General features: G+C 69.9%; 20 protein-coding genes and 1 pseudogene. 3 read left to right on the top strand and 18 right to left on the bottom strand.

What is annotated here, in order from left to right:
- Positions 1-21: 21 nt before the first annotated feature.
- The 13 genes from murG to GGQ96_RS14370 form a co-directional block, all read right to left on the bottom strand.
- The gene (gene murG / locus GGQ96_RS14315) at positions 22-1,161 is read right to left on the bottom strand and encodes an undecaprenyldiphospho-muramoylpentapeptide beta-N-acetylglucosaminyltransferase (protein ID WP_184115970.1); all 1,140 of its coding nucleotides are present in this window, start codon (positions 1,159-1,161) and stop codon (positions 22-24) included.
- On the bottom strand, positions 1,161-2,405 hold the full coding sequence (locus GGQ96_RS14320) for an FtsW/RodA/SpoVE family cell cycle protein (protein ID WP_425506705.1): 1,245 nt from the start codon (positions 2,403-2,405) through the stop codon (positions 1,161-1,163). The genes murG and GGQ96_RS14320 overlap by 1 nt, the downstream gene beginning before the upstream one ends.
- Positions 2,402-3,694, bottom strand: a complete 1,293-nt coding sequence (murD, locus tag GGQ96_RS14325) for a UDP-N-acetylmuramoyl-L-alanine--D-glutamate ligase (RefSeq protein ID WP_184115972.1) — start codon at positions 3,692-3,694, stop codon at positions 2,402-2,404. Before murD ends, GGQ96_RS14320 begins: the two co-directional genes overlap by 4 nt.
- Positions 3,691-4,761, bottom strand: coding sequence for a phospho-N-acetylmuramoyl-pentapeptide-transferase (gene mraY / locus GGQ96_RS14330; protein ID WP_184115974.1), 1,071 nt, complete (start codon positions 4,759-4,761; stop codon positions 3,691-3,693). Before mraY ends, murD begins: the two co-directional genes overlap by 4 nt.
- Positions 4,762-6,123: a UDP-N-acetylmuramoyl-tripeptide--D-alanyl-D-alanine ligase gene (locus tag GGQ96_RS14335; RefSeq protein ID WP_343059067.1), complete on the bottom strand. Its 1,362-nt coding sequence runs from the start codon at positions 6,121-6,123 to the stop codon at positions 4,762-4,764.
- Positions 6,120-6,257 (bottom strand): hypothetical protein, encoded by a 138-nt coding sequence (locus GGQ96_RS21495; protein WP_246360607.1) that lies wholly within the window; start codon positions 6,255-6,257, stop codon positions 6,120-6,122. Before GGQ96_RS21495 ends, GGQ96_RS14335 begins: the two co-directional genes overlap by 4 nt.
- Positions 6,254-7,669, bottom strand: coding sequence for a UDP-N-acetylmuramoyl-L-alanyl-D-glutamate--2,6-diaminopimelate ligase (locus tag GGQ96_RS14340; RefSeq protein WP_184115978.1), 1,416 nt, complete (start codon positions 7,667-7,669; stop codon positions 6,254-6,256). The genes GGQ96_RS21495 and GGQ96_RS14340 overlap by 4 nt, the downstream gene beginning before the upstream one ends.
- 10 nt (positions 7,670-7,679) lie before the next feature.
- Positions 7,680-9,398: a penicillin-binding transpeptidase domain-containing protein gene (locus GGQ96_RS14345; RefSeq protein ID WP_184115980.1), complete on the bottom strand. Its 1,719-nt coding sequence runs from the start codon at positions 9,396-9,398 to the stop codon at positions 7,680-7,682.
- The gene (locus GGQ96_RS14350; RefSeq protein ID WP_184115982.1) at positions 9,395-10,033 is read right to left on the bottom strand and encodes a hypothetical protein; all 639 of its coding nucleotides are present in this window, start codon (positions 10,031-10,033) and stop codon (positions 9,395-9,397) included. The genes GGQ96_RS14345 and GGQ96_RS14350 overlap by 4 nt, the downstream gene beginning before the upstream one ends.
- Complete coding sequence (rsmH, locus tag GGQ96_RS14355; RefSeq protein ID WP_184115983.1) at positions 10,030-10,956, bottom strand: 16S rRNA (cytosine(1402)-N(4))-methyltransferase RsmH; 927 nt, start codon at positions 10,954-10,956, stop codon at positions 10,030-10,032. The genes GGQ96_RS14350 and rsmH overlap by 4 nt, the downstream gene beginning before the upstream one ends.
- The gene (locus GGQ96_RS14360) at positions 10,953-11,453 is read right to left on the bottom strand and encodes a division/cell wall cluster transcriptional repressor MraZ (RefSeq protein WP_184115984.1); all 501 of its coding nucleotides are present in this window, start codon (positions 11,451-11,453) and stop codon (positions 10,953-10,955) included. The genes rsmH and GGQ96_RS14360 overlap by 4 nt, the downstream gene beginning before the upstream one ends.
- A 321-nt stretch (positions 11,454-11,774) precedes the next feature.
- Complete coding sequence (locus GGQ96_RS14365; RefSeq protein WP_221239988.1) at positions 11,775-12,044, bottom strand: hypothetical protein; 270 nt, start codon at positions 12,042-12,044, stop codon at positions 11,775-11,777.
- 70 nt (positions 12,045-12,114) lie between these two features.
- Entirely contained in the window at positions 12,115-13,083 is a 969-nt protein-coding gene (locus GGQ96_RS14370) for a cysteine synthase A (protein ID WP_184115985.1), read from the bottom strand.
- Between the two features lie 215 nt (positions 13,084-13,298).
- Between GGQ96_RS14370 and GGQ96_RS14375 the strand changes: the two genes are divergently transcribed.
- Positions 13,299-13,682: a hypothetical protein gene (locus GGQ96_RS14375; RefSeq protein ID WP_184115986.1), complete on the top strand. Its 384-nt coding sequence runs from the start codon at positions 13,299-13,301 to the stop codon at positions 13,680-13,682.
- A 140-nt stretch (positions 13,683-13,822) separates the two neighbouring features.
- Entirely contained in the window at positions 13,823-14,551 is a 729-nt protein-coding gene (gene aat, locus GGQ96_RS14380; protein ID WP_184115987.1) for a leucyl/phenylalanyl-tRNA--protein transferase, read from the top strand.
- 35 nt (positions 14,552-14,586) lie between these two features.
- On the opposite strand, the pseudogene GGQ96_RS21785 reads toward aat, so the two are convergent.
- From GGQ96_RS21785 to GGQ96_RS14405, 5 genes and pseudogenes are all read right to left on the bottom strand, one after another.
- Positions 14,587-15,021, bottom strand: a pseudogene (locus GGQ96_RS21785) (DUF2155 domain-containing protein); the annotation flags it as partial.
- Positions 15,018-15,413 carry an NADH:ubiquinone oxidoreductase subunit NDUFA12 gene (locus tag GGQ96_RS14390; protein WP_184115988.1) on the bottom strand — a complete coding sequence of 132 codons (396 nt, stop codon included), beginning with the start codon at positions 15,411-15,413 and terminating at the stop codon, positions 15,018-15,020. The pseudogene GGQ96_RS21785 and the gene GGQ96_RS14390, both read right to left, overlap by 4 nt.
- A gap of 31 nt (positions 15,414-15,444) precedes the next feature.
- Complete coding sequence (locus GGQ96_RS14395; RefSeq protein ID WP_343059069.1) at positions 15,445-15,978, bottom strand: DUF192 domain-containing protein; 534 nt, start codon at positions 15,976-15,978, stop codon at positions 15,445-15,447.
- Positions 15,975-16,550 (bottom strand): cold-shock protein, encoded by a 576-nt coding sequence (locus tag GGQ96_RS14400; RefSeq protein ID WP_343059070.1) that lies wholly within the window; start codon positions 16,548-16,550, stop codon positions 15,975-15,977. Before GGQ96_RS14400 ends, GGQ96_RS14395 begins: the two co-directional genes overlap by 4 nt.
- Positions 16,551-16,600: 50 nt before the next feature.
- Positions 16,601-17,176: a regulatory protein RecX gene (locus tag GGQ96_RS14405; RefSeq protein WP_184115991.1), complete on the bottom strand. Its 576-nt coding sequence runs from the start codon at positions 17,174-17,176 to the stop codon at positions 16,601-16,603.
- Positions 17,177-17,248: 72 nt separating this feature from the next.
- Here GGQ96_RS14405 and GGQ96_RS14410 point away from each other — a divergent pair, with 72 nt between their 5' ends.
- A complete protein-coding gene (locus tag GGQ96_RS14410) occupies positions 17,249-18,997 on the top strand; it encodes a fatty acyl-AMP ligase (RefSeq protein WP_184115993.1) in 1,749 nt (582 codons plus the stop codon).
- Positions 18,998-19,028: the final 31 nt, after the last annotated feature.

Genomic DNA, 19,028 nt, shown 5'->3' on the forward strand with positions numbered 1-19,028 from the left:
CCTGATACTTCCTCATCATCGTCATGCGAATGCCGGTTTGGACGCCTTCTGCACCTTGGGCAGGCGGACGCGCGGCGCATCCAGGCTCTCGACCAGGTCGGCGAGATCGCTGACCGCATTGGGGCGACCCACGCTGCGCGCGCGACCCGCCGCATTCTCCATCGCCGCCGGGTCCAGCCCCAGCTTCTGCATCTGCTTGGCCAGTTCGACCGCGGTGAAATCGCCTTGCGCGATCGTCCGCGCGCCGCCCGCCTTCGTCATCTCGCGCGCGTTCGCGGTCTGGTGATCGTCGGTGGCGCTGGGCAGCGGCACCAGGATCGCGGGGCGGCCGGCGGCGGTCAGCTCGGCGATGGTCGAGGCCCCCGCCCGTCCGATCACCAGATGCGCCCAGGCGAGCTGTTCGGGCATGTCGGGCAGATAGGTGGCGAGTTCGGCGGGGATGTCGTGCGCGGCATATTGCGCGCGCGCCGCATCGATATCCTCGACCCGCGCCTGATGCGTCACCTGCAGACGGCGGCGGAAATTGGGCGGCAGCATCGCCAGCCCGTCGGGCACCACCCGGCTCAGGATGTTGGCGCCCTGGCTGCCGCCGGTCACCAGCACGCGGAAGATGCCGTCCTCCTCCAGCAGCGGATAGGGTCGCGCCCGCAGCGCCAGCACCGCCTCGCGCACCGGATTGCCGACCAAGTGCGTCTTGTCGGCATGGCGCGGCGACAGGCGCGCCGTTTCCTCATAGGAGGTGGCGATCGCATCGACCCGCCGCGCGACGACGCGGTTGACCCGGCCGAGCACCGCATTCTGCTCGTGCACGGCGGTCGGAATCCCGTCGGCGAAGGCGGCAAGCAACGCCGGAAAGGCCGGATAGCCGCCGAAACCGATCACCGCCGCCGGCTTGAAGGTTTGATAGAGCTGCCGCGCCATCGCCCGGCCGCGCCACATCTCGCGCACCGCCGAGGCCCAGCCCTGCGGCTTCTTCACCTGGAAGCGGCCGGCCGGCAGGACATGCGTCTGCACCCCGTCGAACAGGCCGGGAAAGCGCACGCCGCGCGCGTCGGACACCAACGCCACCCGGTGGCCGCGCCGCATCAGCTCGGCCGCCAGCGCGGCGGCGGGCACCATGTGGCCGCCGGTGCCGCCGGCCGCCAGGACGTAATGTTTCATCACTCACCGCTCCAGCGGACGACGTAAGGGCTCCGCGTCAGGAACGGATTGCGCCGCGTGAACGCCAGGAGCAAGCCCATGCCGATCGAGAGCGCGATCATCGACGACCCGCCATAGCTGATGAACGGCAGCGTCATGCCCTTGGAGGGAGCCAGGCCGGTATTCACCGCCATCGACACCAGCGCCTGCGCGCCGAACTGCACCGCCAGGCCGGAGGCGGCGAGCAGCTTGAACTCGTCCTGCTCGTCCAGCAGCTTGACGAACACCCGCACCACGATCGCCAGGAAGACGAGCGCGATGATCATGCACGCGATCAGCCCGAACTCCTCGCCGATCACCGAGAAGATGTAATCGGTATGCGCTTCGGGCAGGCCGAACTTGGCCGAGCCGCCACCGGGGCCGGTGCCGGTCCAGCCGCCGGCGGTCAGCGTGCGGTGCGCGGCGTCGACCTGGAAATGGTCTGCCGCCCCCTCGCCCTCGACATCGGGAAACAGGAAGGCATCGATCCGCGCCCGCGCCGTGCCATAGAACAGATAGGCGGCGACCAGCCCCACCGGCACCATGCCGACGATCGCGCCCAGCACGCGCATCGGCGTGCCCGCGATCATCAGCAGCGCCATCCACACGGTGCAGAAGATCACCGTCTGCCCGAAATCCGGCTGGAGCATCAGCAGCACCGCGATCCCGCCGGTCAGCGCGCCGGTGATGAGCACGGTCGGCAGGCTCTCGTCCTTGCCCTTCAGCGACAGGAGCCAGGCGACGGTCACGATGAACATCGGCTTCAGGAACTCGGAGGGCTGGAACTGCGCGAAGCCGTAGCCGATCCAGCGCTTCGCGCCGTTGACGTTCACGCCGATCAGCGGGGTCAGCGCCAGCAGCACGACCAGCACGCCCGCCCCGGTCAGCGCCAGCCGCCTGGCGACCGGCACCGGCAACATCGACACGCCGAACAGCACGGGCAGCGAAACGCCGACCCACATCACCTGCCGCCAGAAATAATAGAGCGGGGTCAGCTTGTGATGCTCGCCCGAATAGCGGACCGCGGTCGCCGGGCTCGCCGCCGCGACCGCGATCAGCCCGATTGCGATCAGGCACAGCGTCAGCAGCAGCAGCATCCGGTCAATGTCCCAGAACCAGGTGCCCAGCGGCGACCGGTCGCCGCGGCCGCCGCGCTTCTTCATCTGCGCGATCAGCCGGGCGGAGCGTTTCGCTTCCACCGCGTCGGTCGCCCGTGCGTCGGTCATGCCAGCGCCTCCACCGCGCGGCGGAACGCCCGGCCGCGATCCTCATAGTCGCGGAACTGGTCGAAGCTGGCGCAGGCGGGCGACAACAGGACCACCTCGCCGGGCCCGGCCGCCGCCGCCGCGCGCGCGACCGCCACCTCCAGCGTACCGGCTTCCTCGACCGGCACCTTGCCGGACAGCACCGCGGCGAAGCGGGCTCCCGCTTCGCCGATCGTATAGGCGCGGACGACATGGCCGAACCAGGGCGCGCAGGCGTCCAGATCGTCGCCCTTGGCCCGTCCCCCGACGATCCAGTGGATGCGCGCGAACGCCCCCAGCGCCGGCGCGGCGCTTTCGGGATTGGTCGCCTTGCTGTCGTCGACAAAGGCGACGCCGTTCCGCTCCGCCACCCGCTCCATGCGGTGCGGCAGACCGGTGAAGCTTTCCAGCCCGCGACCGATATCGGCTTCGCTCAGTCCGAGCGCCCGCGCCACGGCGATCGCCGCCAGCGCGTTCTGCGCATTGTGCGGGCCTTGCAGCGACGGCCAGCGCGATTGGTCCATGCAGACGCCCGGCGCGATCTTGGTCAGATGTTCGCCCTTCGCGGACAGGCCGCGCGCGATCGCCGCCGAGGGCGCGTCGCCGATGCCGATCACCGCGTCATGGCCGGCCGACTGCATCGCGAACAGCCGCGCCTTGGAGGCGGCATAGGCGTCGAACCCGTCATAGCGGTCGAGATGGTCGGGCGTGACGTTGAGCAGCACCGCCACGTCGCAGTCCAGGCTGTGCGTCAGGTCGATCTGGTAGCTGGACAGCTCCAGCACATAGACCCCGCCCTCCGGCAAGGGGTCCTGCCCCAGGATCGGCAAGCCGATATTGCCACCCATGAGGTTCGGCCGCCCCGCCGTCTCGCACAGGTGGCGGACCAGCGCGGTGGTGGTCGACTTGCCGTTGGTGCCGGTGATGCCGACGACGTGGTGCGGCGGCAGCTCGGCGCGGGCCTCGGCGAACAGCTCGATATCGCCGATCACCGGCACCTTCGCCTCACGCGCGCGGGCGACCAGCGGATGCGTGTTCAGCGGCACGCCCGGCGACACGACCAGCCCGGCCGCGCCCGTCAGGTCGAGCAGCATCGGATCATGGACGATCACGCCATCGATCGCGTCGGCGGCGTCCCGCGCCGCTTCGTCACTATCCCATGCGACGACATGAGCACCGGCCGCCGCCAGCGCCTTGACGGTCGCCAGGCCCGACCGCGCCAGCCCCAGCACCGCATAGCGTTTCCCGCCCCAGGCGCGCGCGACGATCATCGCAGCTTCAACGTCGACAGGCCGGCGAGCGCCAGCACGAAGGCGATGATCCAGAAGCGGATCACGACGGTCGGCTCCGACCAGCCGAGCTGCTCGAAATGATGATGGATGGGGGCCATGCGAAACACCCGCTTGCCGGTGCGCTTGTAGAAGAACACCTGGATGATGACCGACATCGCCTCGACCACGAACAGGCCGCCGATGATGCCCAGCACGATCTCGTGATGCGCGACCACCGCGATGGTGCCGAGCGCGCCGCCCAGCGCCAGGCTGCCGGTATCGCCCATGAACACCGCTGCCGGCGGCGCGTTGAACCACAGGAAGGCAAGCCCCGCCCCGACCACCGCGCCGCAGAAGATCGCCAGCTCGCCCGCGCCCGGCACATGCGCGATGCCCAGATATTCGGCGAATTTGAAATTGCCGACCAGGTAGACGATCACCATGAACGCCACGCTGGCGATGATCACCGGCATCGTCGCGAGGCCATCCAGCCCGTCGGTCAGGTTCACGGCGTTGCCGAAGGCGACGATCGTGAAGGCGGCGAACACGGGATAGAAATAGCCCAGGTCGATATACATGCGCGAAGTGAAGGGCAGGTAGAGGTGCGGCCCGTTCTGCCCCATGATGATCCAGGCGGCGACGCCCGCGATGGCGAATTCCAGCAGCAGCCGGGTGCGCCCGGAGACGCCCGCGGTCGAGGCCTTCCGCACCTTGTCGTAATCGTCGAGGAAGCCGATCGCGCCGAACCCCAGCGTCACGAACAGGCACGCCCAGACATAAGGGTTGAAGACGTTCATCCAGACGATCACCGCCAGCACCATGCTGGTCAGGATCATCAGCCCGCCCATGGTCGGGGTGCCGCGCTTGGCCAAGTGCGTCTGCGGCCCGTCGGCACGGATCGGCTGCCCCTTGCCCTGGCGGACGCGCAGCCAGCCGATGAAGCGCGGGCCGATCAGCAGGCCGATGAACAGCGCCGTCGCCACCGTCGCGCCCGTCCGGAACGACTGATAACGGATAAGATTGAGCAGCCCGGGAAATCCAAGCTGCTCCGCAAGCCAGTATAGCATTCAGCCGCCCCTGAGCGCCGCGACCAGTCGCGACAGCCCTACGCCGTTGGAACCCTTGACCAGCACCACATCGCCCGGCGCGATCGTCGCGCGCAGCGTGTCGAGGGCCGTCGAAGCGTCGGGCACATGGACGATGTCCACCTGTGCGGCAAGAGCCTCGGCCAGCGGCCGCATCGCTTCGCCGACCAATATGGCCGTTTCGACCTTCGCCGCCCGCACCGGCTCGGCCAGCCCGGCATGATAGCCGGCCGATCCCTCGCCCAGCTCGCGCATCTCGCCCAGCACCGCCAGGTGCCGGCCCGGCTCCTGCGCCAGCACCGCCAGGGTCGCGCGCATCGAGGCCGGATTGGCGTTGTAGCTCTCGTCGATCACCGTCGCCTGGCCCTCGCCCGCCGCGACCGTGAACCGCGCGCCGCGTCCGGCGAGGCCGCCCAGGTCGGCGAGCGCCAGGCCAGCGAGCCCCAGGTCGCCGCCGACGGCGTCCACCGCCGCCAGCACGCCCAGCGCGTTCGAGACCCAGTGCAGACCCGGCTGCGACAGGGTGAAGCTCAGCTCGCGGCCGCCGAGCCGCGCCGTCACATAGGTGCCGGCGGCGACGCGCATCATCTCCAGCGCATGGACGTCCGCCGCCTTGTCGAGCCCGAAGGTGACGATCCGCTCCGCATGGGGGCGCGCCGCCGCGATCAGTCGGTCGCGATGCGGGCTGTCGAAGGGCACGATCGCCACGCCGCCCGGCTCCAGCCCCTGGAAGATCTCGCCCTTGGCATCGGCGATCGCCGACTCGTCGGGGAAGAATTCGGTATGCGCGGGCGCGATGGCGGTGATGAGGGCGACGTGCGGGCGGACCAGCGTGGTCAGATGCGCCAGTTCGCCCGGATGGTTCATCCCCATCTCGAACACGCCGGCCCGCACCTCGGCCGGCATCCGCGCGAGACTGAGCGGGACGCCGGTATGGTTGTTGTAGCTCTTGACCGAACGATGCACCGCGCCGCGCCAGCCGCGTTCCAGACAGGCGTAGAGCGCCTCCTTGGCGCTGGTCTTGCCGACCGAACCGGTAATGCCGACGATCCGCGCGGCGGTGCGCGCGCGGGCGGCGCGGCCGAGATCCTCCAGCGCCGCGAAGGTGTCGGCGACGCGGACATGGGACCGCTCCTCGGCCTGCGACACCAGCGCGCCGGCGGCGCCCTGTGCATAGGCCTGATCGAGGAAGCGATGGCCGTCGGTCGCCTCGCCCGACAGCGCGACGAACAGGTCGCCAGCGCCCACCTCGCGGCTGTCGAAGGCGACGCCGGAGACGGCGAAGCCGGCGCTGGCGGCGCCGCCGGTCGCGGCGGCGATCGCCTCGGCGGTCCAGAGGCTCACGACACATGCTCCCCGGCCGGCGCGTCGCCGCCATATTTCAGCCCCAGCTTGCGCCGCTCGCGCGGCTGGGGATCGGCGCCGGCGGCGGGTGCGACCGGCCGCTTCTCGGGCGGAACGACGATCCGGCGCTTCATGCGGCGCATTCCCGCGCCACGGTGACGTCGTCGAACGGCAGCTCCAGCGTGCCGACGATCTGGCCCTGTTCATGGCCCTTGCCGGCGATCAGCACGATATCCTCCGGCCCCGCCTCGGCGATGGCGGCGGCGATCGCGGCGCGGCGGTCGCCGATCTCGATCGCATTGGGCGCGCCGGCCAGCACCGCGCGACGGATCGCCGCCGGGTCCTCGCTGCGCGGATTGTCGTCGGTCACGATCACCCGGTCGGCATAGAGTTGCGCGACCTGGCCCATCGGCTCGCGCTTGCCCGCGTCGCGGTCGCCGCCCGCGCCGAACACCACGATCAGCCGCCCGCCCGCATGCGGCTTGAGCGCGGCGATCGCCGCTTCCAGCGCGTCGGGCGTATGGGCATAGTCGACATAGACGGGCGCGCCGCTGCGCGCGATCACCGCCCGTTCCAGCCGTCCGCGCACGGGTTGCAGCCGTGCCAGCGCCTGAAGCGTCGGCGCGACGGGCGCCCCCGTGGCGATCACCAGACCAGCCGCGACCAGCGCGTTCGCCGCCTGATATCCGCCGATCAGCGGCAGCTGGACGCGGTGGACCTGTCCCTCCGCCTCGATCGCCAGCCCCTGGCCCAGCAGCGTCGGGTCCCGCCCGACCAACCTCAGCGTCGCGCCGCGCTCGCCGACCGTGATCAGCGCATTGCCGCGCGCCCGCGCCAGGTCGATCACCCGCGCGCTCTCGGCATCGTCGGCCCAGACCACCGCCGTGCCGTCCGGCGCCAGCACCTCGGAGAAGAGGCGCATCTTGGCGGTTAGATACGCGCCCATGTCCCCGTGATAGTCGAGATGGTCGCGCGACAGGTTGGTGAAGGCCGCCGCCGCCACCCGCAGCCCCTCGGTCCGATACTGCGTCAGTCCGTGGCTCGACGCCTCGAACGCGACATGGGTCACCCCCTCGCGCGCCAGCCCGGCGACATTCGACAGGAAGGTGACGACATCGGGCGTGGTCAGTCCGGTATAGGTGCGGTCGTCGGCGGTGGTGACGCCCAGCGTGCCGATCGAGGCGGCATGTTCGCCCGCCATCCGCCAGAGCTGACGGGTCATCTCGACCGTCGAGGTCTTGCCATTGGTGCCGGTGACGGCGACCGCGACAGGCGGGAACGGTCCGAAGAAGCGGGCCGCAAGCCGGGCGAAGCAGGCGCGCGGCTCGTCATGGACGATATGCACCGCGCCCTCGACCGCGACTCCCGGCCGGGTGACGACCGCGACTGCGCCCGACCGGATCGCGTCGGCGATATAATCCTCGCCATTCACCCGCGCCCCCTGGAATGCGCCGAACACCGTGCCCGGCGCCACCTTGCGATGATCGATCGCGAAGCCGGTGACGCTCGCCTCCTCCGTCCCGCCGGTCAACTGGCCCAGCTTCATCGGCCGGTCCTCAATGTCCGCCGCTCGCGGTCTTCACGGATGGGTCCTGCCACAAGGTTGGCGTGATGTCGGACACATCGATGTCCCGATGCTCGTCGGGCACCACGCCCAGCATCGACCCGACGCGCGCGATCGTACGGCCGACGACCGGGGCAGTGTTCCAGGCAGCGGTCTTCCAACCGTAGGTCTCCTTGGTACCGAGCGGCGAATCGAGCATCGCCAGGACGACATAGCGCGGCGCATCCATCGGGAAGGCCGCGGCGAAGGTGGCGACGTTGCGACTATGGTCATAGCCGCCCGCGACCGCCGCTTCCGCCGTACCCGTCTTGCCGCCGACGCGATAGCCCGGCGCATCGCCCTTGCGGCCCGTGCCGCGCAGCACGATCAATCGCAGCATCTGGCGCATCCGCGCGCTCGTCGCCTCGCTGATGACGCGACGGCCGACCGCGGCATGGCCGGGCTCGACCTTGAGCAGGGTCGCCGGGCGCCAGATGCCGCCATTGACCAGCGCGGCATAGGCGCTGGCCAGATGCAGCGGCGTCACCGCGATGCCATGGCCATAGGCGGTGGTCATCGTCGTGGTCCGCGCCCAATAGGTCGGCAGCAGTGGCCGGCCCTTCTCGCGCAGCTCGATATCCGGCTTGGTGTCGAAGCCGAGCTTCTTGAACATCGCCTGCATCCGCTGCGGCCCGACTTCGTCGGCGACGCGGGCGGTGGCGATGTTGGAGGAATAGATCAGCGTCTCGGCCATGTTGAGCCAGCGCTTCGGGTCGCCGCGCTCGTCATGGATCGTATAGCCGCCGACCTTCAGCGGGTGCGTCGCGTCGAACCGGCGGTTCATCGAGGTGACGACGCCCGTGTCGATCGCCGTCGCCATGGTGATCGGCTTGAAGGTCGAGCCCAGCTCGAACACGCTTTGCGTGGTGATGTTGCGCAGCTCCTCGCTGCCCGCCATGCCGACCCGATTGGGGTTGAAGGTGGGCAGCGACACCATCGCGATCACCTCGCCGGTCGCGACGTCGAGCACGATGCCGCCGCCGCCGCGCGCGGAGAAGGTGGTCATTGCGCGGCCCAGTTCACTTTCCATCGCCGCCTGGACGCGGGCGTCGATCGACAAGGCGACCGGCGTCTTGGCCAGCGTCGGGTCGGTCAGGCGTGCGTCGAGCACGCGCTCCATGCCGCTCATCCCGCGCCCGTCGGTCGACAGGAAGCCGAGCGCATGCGCGGCCATGGTCGATTGCGGATAGAGGCGCTGCGTCTCGCGTGCGAAGACCAGCGCCGGCTCGCCGATGGCATTGACCTGCTCGACCAGCGCCGGCGAGGCGCGGCGTTGCAGATAGGCGAAGGAGGCGTTCTTGGTCAGCTGCGCGTAGAACCAGGCCTGGTCGCCGCGATCGGGCATCAGCGCGGCAAGGCGCGCGGCGATCTCCATCCGGTCGCCCATGATCTTCTTCGGATGGACGCCGATCGTCCAAGCGTCGATCGTGCGGGCGAGCGGCGCGCCGTTGCGGTCGACGATGTCGCCGCGCGCCGCCAGCGATGCGACGGCGGCGCGCGCCTCGCTGCCCGAAAAGGCGGCCAGCATCCCCAGCCGGCCGATCACCAGCAGCACCGCCGCGCCGAACAGGAACAGCAGCATCATCAACCGCGTATGCGCGGTCGCCACGAGCTGGTGGCGCTGCTTGGCGCTGCGGCGCTGCGCCGTCGTCCGGGCGACCAGGGCGGTCACCGTTTGCCGCTCGCCTCGGTGCGCGCGCGCGACAGGATGTCGCCCAGCGTCCGCTCGGAGAGCAGCTTGCGGTCGAGCAGCGCCACCGCGTCCGGCTTGACCTTGGCGGCGGCCGTCGTGGCGGCTGCCACCGCGGCGGTGCGCACCAGGCCGACGTCAAGGCCCTTGCCGGCGGTCGCGGCGCGGACGGTGCCGCGAACCGGCGCCGCGGCGGCCGGCGCGACCGGGGCGGGCGCATTGGCGGCGACCAGCGTCATCGCCGGCTGCGGCGGCACGCCCGATGGGACGAGCAGCGCGGCGGTGCGGACCGGCGCGCCGTCCCCGCCCGGCGCCGGCGCGGCATGGACGTCGATCGCGGCGAGCGCGGCCTCGTCGCCGACGAACTGCTGCGCGGTCGGCGCCGACAGGGCCAGCGTATCGCCGTTCCAGCGTTCGAGCTGCGCCAGATTGGCGCGCGTGTCGAACTCGGTCTCCAACGCGCGGATGTCGCGCTCGGCCGTGGCGATGCGGCGGTTCACCTGCTCCAGCTTCTTGCGCTCGTTCGCCACCTGCAGCGACACGAGGTAGAAGCCCAGGACCACGGCGACCGAGACCCCGAACCAGGCGAAGCCCTTCAACCGATAGGCCGCCGTCATACGCTCATCTCCTCATTCCAGGCGGGCGCCGCCGTCCGCCTGGCTATCCGCAATGTTGCCGACCGAGCGCGCGGGTTGCGCGCCAGTTCTTCGTCGCCCGCACGCACCGCGCGGCCGACCGCCTCGAAACTGGGTGCCGCGCCCGCCGCCGCTTGCGGCAAGTGCCGCGACCCCGCTGGCGCGCCGCCCGACCGGTCGCGCAGGAAGCGCTTGACCAGCCGATCCTCCAGGCTGTGGAAGGTCACGACGGCCAGCCGGCCGCCGGGCTTCAGAAGCCGCTCCGCCGCCGCCAGTCCCTCGACCAGCTCGTGCAGCTCGCGATTCACATGGATGCGGATCGCCTGGAAGGTCCGGGTGGCCGGGTCCTTCTTGTCGTGGGGCTTGTGGCCCAGCGCGCGGCGCACGACCGCTGCCAGCTCCGCGGTGCGCGACAAGGGCCGCGCCGCGACGATCGCGCGCGCCACCCGGCGCGACTTGGGCTCGTCGCCATAGCGATAGATGACGTCGGCGATCGCCTCTTCCTCGGCGGTGTTGAGGAAGTCGGCCGCGCTCATCCCGTCCTGGCTCATCCGCATGTCGAGTGGGCCATCCGCCTGGAAGGAGAAGCCGCGCCCCGCCTGGTCGAGCTGCATCGACGACACGCCGATATCCATGGTCACGCCGTCGACCGGCGCGGCGATCGCCCGCTCCATGGTCGAGAAATCGGCGTGGACGAGCGTCAGCCCGTCGATCGCGGCGGCGCGGCCGGCGGTGATCGCGTCGGGATCGCGGTCGAAGGCGATGACGCTCGCGCCCCGTGCCAGCAGCGCCCGCGTATAGCCGCCGGCGCCGAAGGTCGCGTCGACCATGGTCTCGCCGGGTGCCGGGGCCAGCGCCGCGATCACCTCGTCGAGCAAAACGGGGACGTGCGGGGCGTCGCTCACAGCGTCACTCCCTTCTGCATCATGTAGAAACGCGCCATCTCCTTGACGACGGGTGGCATGTCCTCGGTCTCGATCAGCGTCTTAGGGTCCCAGATCTCGACATAGTCGAGCACGCCGTAGAAGAAGGCATGCTCGCCGATCCCGGCATAGAAGCGCGGAAAGGCCGGCATGATGAAGCGGCCGGAGCCGTCGAACGGCACCGCCTCGCCGGCGGCGGCGCGGCGCTTGATGTTATAGTCATATTCGCCGTCGGGGCCGGTGTTCGCCGCCTCGCGCGCGTCGAGGCGCGCGGCCAGGATGTCGACATAGCCAGGGTCGTAGGCGACCAGGCAGCGATTCTTCTGATGGGCGCCGATGATGACGGTGCCGCCGGTCTTGCCGTCGGCCTTGGGCGCGTTGGCGGCGAGCGTGGCGCGGAGCGCGGCAGGTATGGCTACCCGCCCCTTGTCATCGACAAGGCCGATGCCATCGCCCTGATAACGCCCCCTGTCCAACACGCCAACTCCGCACTTCTGGCGCGCACGACCCCGCCGCGCCGGAAAGGGGAATCACCACCCCTCTCCAGTGCTTCCGCATCGGCGGTGAGCATGCCCCTGAATGAGACTCGACGTACCAAGCCGGTCGCGGGGCCGCAACGGGATTTTTGGGGAAATCCGGGGAAGCTACCCGCATATCGTTGAAATAAGACGAACTACGGGAAAATGCGTAGGTCCCGGCTTGGCAGCCGAGCCCATGCGAAAACGCCCGCCCCAGACTGGCTGGAGCGGACGTTCCCGTGAAATCCCCGGATCGACCCGGACCGGGTCGCCCAGCCGCGGCTATTGCGCGGCGGCCTGGCTGTTGGCGGTGGAGGGAGCGACGCCCATCTCGGCGAGCGGTTCGCCGGTCGCGGGCGCTGCGGCGACGCTGTTGCCGGCGGCGATCTCGGCGACCAGATTGGCCTGGGCCGCGCCGGGCACCGGCCGCTCGCGCGTCACCGAGCCGATGATCGCACTGGCCAGCGCGATGAGCAGGACGACCGCCGCCAGGCCGATCATGCCGACCTTGACGCGCTGCACCGTCTGCGAGGGTTCGGGAGCACCATTCATCGTATCAGTGCAACCTAGTGTCTCAGGCGGCGATTCTCAACCCGCCGCGACCGGATGGCTCAATTCCGTCCTAAGCCAATCCCTTGATCGCGCGCCATTCGGGATTGTGAAGGGTCGACAGATAGCGGAACCCGGTGTCGCACAGGATCGTCGCGACTCGCGCCCCCGGCCCGATCTGCCTGGCCAGCAGGATGGCGCCAGCCACGTTGATGCCCGAGGACAGGCCCAGGCACAGCCCCTCCTCGTCCAGCAACCGGCGCACCCAGTGATACCCCTCGGCGTCCGAGACGCGGAACTGCGTGTCGACCGGCGCGCCTTCGAGATTGGCGGTGATCCGGCCCTGCCCGATCCCCTCCGCCACCGACGAGCCTTCCGCCTTCAGCTCGCCACAGGCATAATATTCGTAGAGCGCCGCGCCGTGAGGGTCGGTCAGCGCGATCCGGATGCCCTCGTCATGCGCCTTCAGCCCCATGCCGACCCCGGCGAGCGTGCCGCCGGTGCCCGCCGCGCAGGTGAAGCCATCGATGCGGCCATCCATCTGCGCCCAGATCTCCTCGGCGGTGCCGGTGATGTGCGCACGCCGGTTGGCGATGTTGTCGAACTGGTTGGCCCAGACCGCGCCGGGCGTCTCCTCCGCCAGCCGGCGCGAGGTATGAACGAAATGGCACGGCGACGAATAGGGCGCGGCCGGGACCAGCACCAGCTCCGCCCCGAGCGCGCGCAGCGTGTCCATCTTCTCGCGGCTCTGCGTTTCGGGCATGACGATGACGGTGCGATAGCCCTTGGCATTGGCGACCAGCGCCAGGCCGATGCCGGTATTGCCCGCCGTGCCCTCCACAATGGTCCCGCCGGGTAGCAGGGCGCCGCGCTCCTCGGCATCCTCGATGATCGCCAGCGCGGCGCGATCCTTCACCGACGCGCCGGGATTGGCATATTCGCACTTGCCGAAGATCTCGCCGCCGGCCGCCTCGCTCGGGCCCTTCAGCCGGACGAGCGGGGTATTGCCGATAAGGGACAGCGTGTCAGGAATAATGGCCATGCCGCGCCATAGGCTCCCCACGTGACCGGGCCAAGCGAGGGCGGCTTTGTCGCGGACAAGCAAGGCTAATGCCGCACGCCCACCGCCGCCGCACCGAGTCGTATCCCGTACGAAACAGCGACTCGGGCCCGGCCGCCCAGCTTCGGGAGGGAATAACGATTGCCGACGCAACAATACTTGACGCGTCGTGCTGCATTGGCGAAGCGCAGGCCGCTATGAAAAGCTTCCTTCCCCTTCTCGCCGCCCCGCTGATGGCTCTCGCCGCCTGCAACTCGCAGCCGACCAAGCCGGAAGTGATCGATGCCAACCCCGATCCCATGGCGAACCAGATCGCCAACGCCGCGCCGGTCGAGCTGCCGCCCGCGATCCGCGCCGACAAGACCTTCCGCTGCTCGGACGGCTCGCTCGTCGGCGTCACCTTCTTCCAGGGCGACAAGCAGGTGCTGGTCCGCGCACCGTCGACCGCGACGGCCACCCGCCTGACCGCGCCGGAAGCCGGCAAGCCCTACACCGCCGAGGGCGGCTGGACGCTGAGCGGCGACGAGAAGACCGTCACGCTGACCGCGCCGGGCAAGAAGGGTCTGTCCTGCCACGTCTGAGGACGGCCTAGAGTCGATCCTGTCCGGGCCGGCGGTGCGAACCGCCGGCCTTTTGCCACTCGTGCTTTGCGTCTCCGGCGGGTGCTATCCGGTTCGAATGCTTGAAAGAGCGGGTCGATAGCGCCACCATGGACCGAACCATGGACCGCCTCGACCCGCTTCTCGTGCTCAGCGCCTACGCGGTGGGCGTTTTCCCGATGGCGGACGATCGCGAGGCGGACCAATGCTATTGGGTCGAGCCCAAGCGGCGTGCGATCCTGCCGCTGGACGGCTTCCATCTGTCCCGCTCGCTGCGCAAGACGATCGCGCAGGACCGGTTTCGCGTTACCGCCGACACTGTGTTCGAGCGGATGATCCGGCTCTGCGCCGAAAGCGCGGCGGATCGCCCGGAGACCTGGATCAGCCATCCGATCGAGCAGGTGTTCCTGGACCTGCACCAGCGTGGGCTGGCGCATTCGATCGAATGCTGGCTTGACGACCGGCTGGTTGGCGGCCTGTACGGCCTGGCGCTGGGTCGCGCCTTTTTCGGCGAAAGCATGGTCAGCCGCGCGACCGACGCGTCCAAGGTCGCGCTCGCCTGGCTGGTCGCGCGGCTGCGCGTCGGCGGCTTCACCCTGCTCGACTGCCAGTTCCAGACCACCCACCTCGCCTCAATGGGCGCGGTGGAGATCGACCGCGCCGACTATATGGCGTTGCTGGGCACCGCGCTGGGCGACGTGCCACGATCCTCGCCGGCCGATTCGTCCGGCTCGGCAGCCGGCGGTGGCGATTTCGGCGCGCTCGACCGCTTGTCCGGCGCCGACGGGGTATCGGTCTCCGCGCCCGTCTCGGGGAAGGACATCGTGCAACTCTTGACCCAGACATCGTAGACGGGGTGCTGGACGACGTTGAGCGCCGGCCGTTCCTTGAACAGCCAGCCGGAGAAATGCCGCCGCCAGACCTTGTCGGCGCCGCGCACATCCACCTGCATGAACGCGCCGGTGAGCTGGTCCTGCTCCCAAGGCGCGGTGCGCTCGCAGGCTCGCAGACGCAGCACCACGTCACCGGTCCGCTTGGCGTCGCCCGGCCGCATCGTCACGTCGCGGCTCTCGCCGTTGCGCTTGTTGAGCAGGCCGATCACCGCCACCCGCTGCGCCATCGGCGTGACGCCCGACGCGGCGGCATCCTTGCCGGCGGCGTCGACCGTCTCGATGTCGCTACGGGTTGATTCGGGCAGGATCTGCTCGATCCGGTGACCGCCAGGCAGGGGCGTGCGACGGTCCTGATAGGCGCGCCAGCCGAACCAGCCGCCAATCGCCAGCGCCACAGCCACCAGGGCCGCGGCGATCCAGCGAATCATCCCTCCGGCGTCCAAGCTTCATAGTCGCCGGTGGCAGCGGCGCGAACGCCGCCCTTTTCCAGCGCGCCCGACGGACGATAGGCGAGCGGCGTCCCGGTCAGGTTCGGCAGCGCCGGCTTCTGCCACGGGCGGATCGGCGGCAGCGCCTTGGACGGCACGTCGTCAATCTGGTGGTGCAGCCAGCTGAACCAGTCGGGCGGCACCCGGCTGGCATCGTTGGAGCCCTGGTAGATCACCCAGCGGCGCGGATTGCCGGCGGTGTCCGTGCCGCCTTCGTAATAGACGTTGCCCAGCTCGTCCTCGCCGACGCGCGCCTTGCCGCGCAGGCCGTAAAGCATGGTGCCCCAGGAGGCGCCGTTCCACCAGGTGAAGGGATTGAGGTTGATGCCCATGCCACGCGCTTACCGCGCCCAGCCCGCCGCTTCAACCACCAGCATGCGCCGAAGCCGGCAGCGTCCACTCCACCCGGTCGCCTTCACCCAGGCCGAGCTCGCCCATGCGACCGCCGCGCACTTCCAGCACCGCCGCCACCGGCTCGCCCGACGAGATCGGCGCTTCGCTGAGCGGCACGGTGTTCTCCGCGATTCTGGCGATGGTGCCGTCGGGCCGGATGAACACGATGTCCAGCGACGATGGCGTGTTCTTCATCCAAAAGCTGGTCGGAACCGGCGGGCCGCCATCCGGCGGATAGGGCGAGAACAGCATCGCGAAGTCCGGGCCGAGGCCGGTGCGGTACATCAGCCCCTGCTCCTGCTGCGCCGCCGTGCGCGCGAGTTCGGCCCGGAAGACATGACGGCCGCCCGAACCCGTGATGGTGACGGGGATCGTCGCGAGCGTGGCGTCCTCCTGCGCGCCCGCCTCCTGCGCGCCCGTAGTCCCGCGACAGGCCGACGGGCCGAGCAGCGCCGCCGCCAGCGCCAGCCCCACGTGGCGTGGATGCCGACGAGGTCGGATCACGCCTCGACCGGTTCGACCAGCACGGCGAGCGGTCCCTTGCGGCCATCGACCACGCGCGCGCGCAGCGGCTGGTCCGGCTCCACCATCATCACGCCGCCGCGCCGCAACGTCTCCATGTGCACGAAGACATCCGCGCCGTCGCTGGCCCGGACAAGAAAGCCGTAGCCCTTCAACCGGTTGAACCATTTGACTATTGTAGCCTCGAACGGCCCGGCGCGGTCGATCAGCCCGACCGGATCGACCCGGTCCGTGCCCGCGCGCGGCCGCGGCGCGGCGGGCTCCTCCACCGCCTCGGACAGGTCGATCGCCAGCACCTCCCGCGCCTGATAGCCGCGCCCGCGCTGCACCGCCCGCGCCTCGACCCGCGCCCCCTCGGGCAGGCTGCGGCGGCCATGCGCCTGCAGGACGCTGAAATGGACCAGCACGTCTCCGATCGACGGATCGTCGGACACGGCGAAGCCGAACCCGCGCGTCACGTCGAACCATTTGATGACGCCGCTGATCGCGACCCCGTCATCCTCGACCGGAGCGCTGGCCGATCCGTCACTCGCTACGTTGCCCCTGTCGGGCACGCTCCCACCTTGCGTGTCCAATTGCATAAGTCACCCCTGACGGTGCCTTGCTACCATGGTTCGCCTTCGTCGCAATGCACAAGCGTTGCGAGATCGTTAATTTCCGGCAGCGCGCCGGGCGGCGTCTCGACGATCCGGCGGGCAAGCGCGAAGCCGTGGCCTGCCCGCACCATTGCGGCGATCTGCTTCTGCCGGCGGGCGGGGTCGGGGGGTTCGGCGGCGAAGGGACCGATCCGCTTGCGCCGCGCGAAGGCCAGCGCACTTGCCCCCTCCCCTTCGGCGGCGATGCTCCGGGCGGGAGCGGCATCGGCTTCGTCGACCCGCGCCTGGCGCAGCGCATCGGCGACGCGATTCGCGCCGAACCCCCGTCGGGTCAGCGCCGCCGCCTTGCTCTCGGCGTAGAGGCGATCGTCGACATAGCCCAGCCCCGCCATCCGCTCGGCCACCGCCGCCGGGTCGACCGGATCGCCCTGCCAGCCCCGCTCGCGAATCTTGCGGCGCAGATAATCGGCCAGTTTCCCGCGGGTCGTGGCGAACCGCTCGACATAGCGGAGCGCCAGGCGATCGAGCGCCGCCGCGTCGAGCGGCGGCGGTGGCGTACGCGTTCGGGACCCTCTTGGCGGCATTCGCCTTGATTGTGCCACATAGCCTAAGGAAGAGATAGCGTGACGAATTGCCCCCGAAGGACCTTGGCCTAGATGACGACCGCTCCCAACCCCCAGTCCGCGCCGATTGCGACGCCGACCGAGGACGCGCTGCCGCGTCGCTATGCGAATTTCGCGACGCTGGGCGAGGCGCTCGACTATGCCGCCACGGGCGTGCGCGGACTGAACTTCCACGACGCGCGGGGCACGCTGGTCCGCCCCTATCCTTTTGCAGAATTGCGTGACGACGCGATGACCATGGCGCGCCGGCTGATCGCGGCGGGCGTCGCTCCCCAGGACCGGATCGCGCTCGTCGCCGAGACCTCGGCCGAGTTCGCCGCGCTGTTCTTCGGCGTGGTCTATGCCGGCGCCTGGCCGGTTCCGCTGCCGCTGCCGACCTCGTTCGGCGGCCGCGACTCGTACATCGACCAGTTGCGCGTCCAGCTCGGCAGCTGCAACCCCAAGATGCTGATCTACCCGCCCGAGCTCGCCGATATGGCGAAGGCGGCGGCCGAGGCCTGCGGCGTCGCGGGAACCGACTGGACCAGCTTCGCCGAACAGCCCGCGCCCAACGTCGCGCTTCCGCAAGCGACGGCGGACGAGATCGCCTATCTGCAATATTCCAGCGGCTCGACCCGCTTCCCGCACGGCGTCGCGATCACGCACGAGGCGCTGCTCAACAACCTGGCGGCGCACAGCCATGGCATGGCGATCGGTCCGACCGACCGCTGCGTGTCCTGGCTGCCCTGGTATCACGACATGGGGCTGGTCGGCTGCTTCCTGTCGCCGGTCGCCAACCAGGTCTCGACCGATTATCTGAAGACCGAGGATTTCGCGCGCCGGCCGCTCGCCTGGCTCGACCTGATCAGCCGCAACCAGGGGACCACCCTCTCCTATTCGCCGACCTTCGGCTATGACATTTGCGCGCGCCGCATGTCGTCGCAGACCAAGGCGTCGGAGCGCTTCGATCTGTCGCGCTGGCGCGTCGCCGGCAATGGCGCGGACATGATCCGCCCCGACGTCATGCAGAAGTTCGTCGACGCCTTCGCCGATGCCGGCTTCCAGGCCAGCGCCTTCCTGCCCTCCTATGGCCTGGCCGAGGCGACGCTGGCGGTATCGCTGATGCCGCCGGGCGAGGGCATCCGCGTCGAACTGGTCGAGGAGACCGAATTGTCGGGCGCCGACCGCGACGGCAACCGGCCCCAGCGTTTCCGCGCGATCGTCAACTGCGGCAAGCCGGTGCGCGACATGACCGTCGAGATCCGCGAGGAGGACGGCACGCCGCTGCCCGAGCGCGCGATCGGCAAGGTCTGGTGCAAGGGCCCGTCGGTGATGGTCGGCTATTTCCGCGATCCCGCCGCGACCGAGGCGTGCATGGCCGATGGTTGGCTGGATACCGGCGACATGGGCTATATGTCGGACGGCTACATCTACATCGTCGGCCGCGCCAAGGACATGATCATCGTCAACGGCAAGAACCACTGGCCGCAGGACATCGAATGGGCGGTGGAGCAGCTGCCCGGGTTCAAGGCCGGCGACATCGCCGCCTTCGCGATCACCACGCCGGGCGGCGAGGAGACGCCAGCGGTGCTGGTCCAGTGCCGGAGCAGCGACGATGCCGAGCGGGGCCGGCTGCGCGACGCGATCCGGGAGCGGGTGCGCTCGGTCACCGGCATGAACTGCGTGATCGAACTGATCCCGCCGCGCACGCTGCCGCGCACTTCCTCGGGCAAGCTGAGCCGCGCCAAGGCGCGCAACCTCTACCTCGCCGGCGAGATCAAGCCCTACGACATCGCCGCCTGAGGGCGATCGCCATCCCCCCGCCCCGGCATCG

Origin of the sequence: Sphingomonas abaci (genome assembly GCF_014199625.1) — a bacterium.
Taxonomy (GTDB): domain Bacteria; phylum Pseudomonadota; class Alphaproteobacteria; order Sphingomonadales; family Sphingomonadaceae; genus Sphingomonas; species Sphingomonas abaci.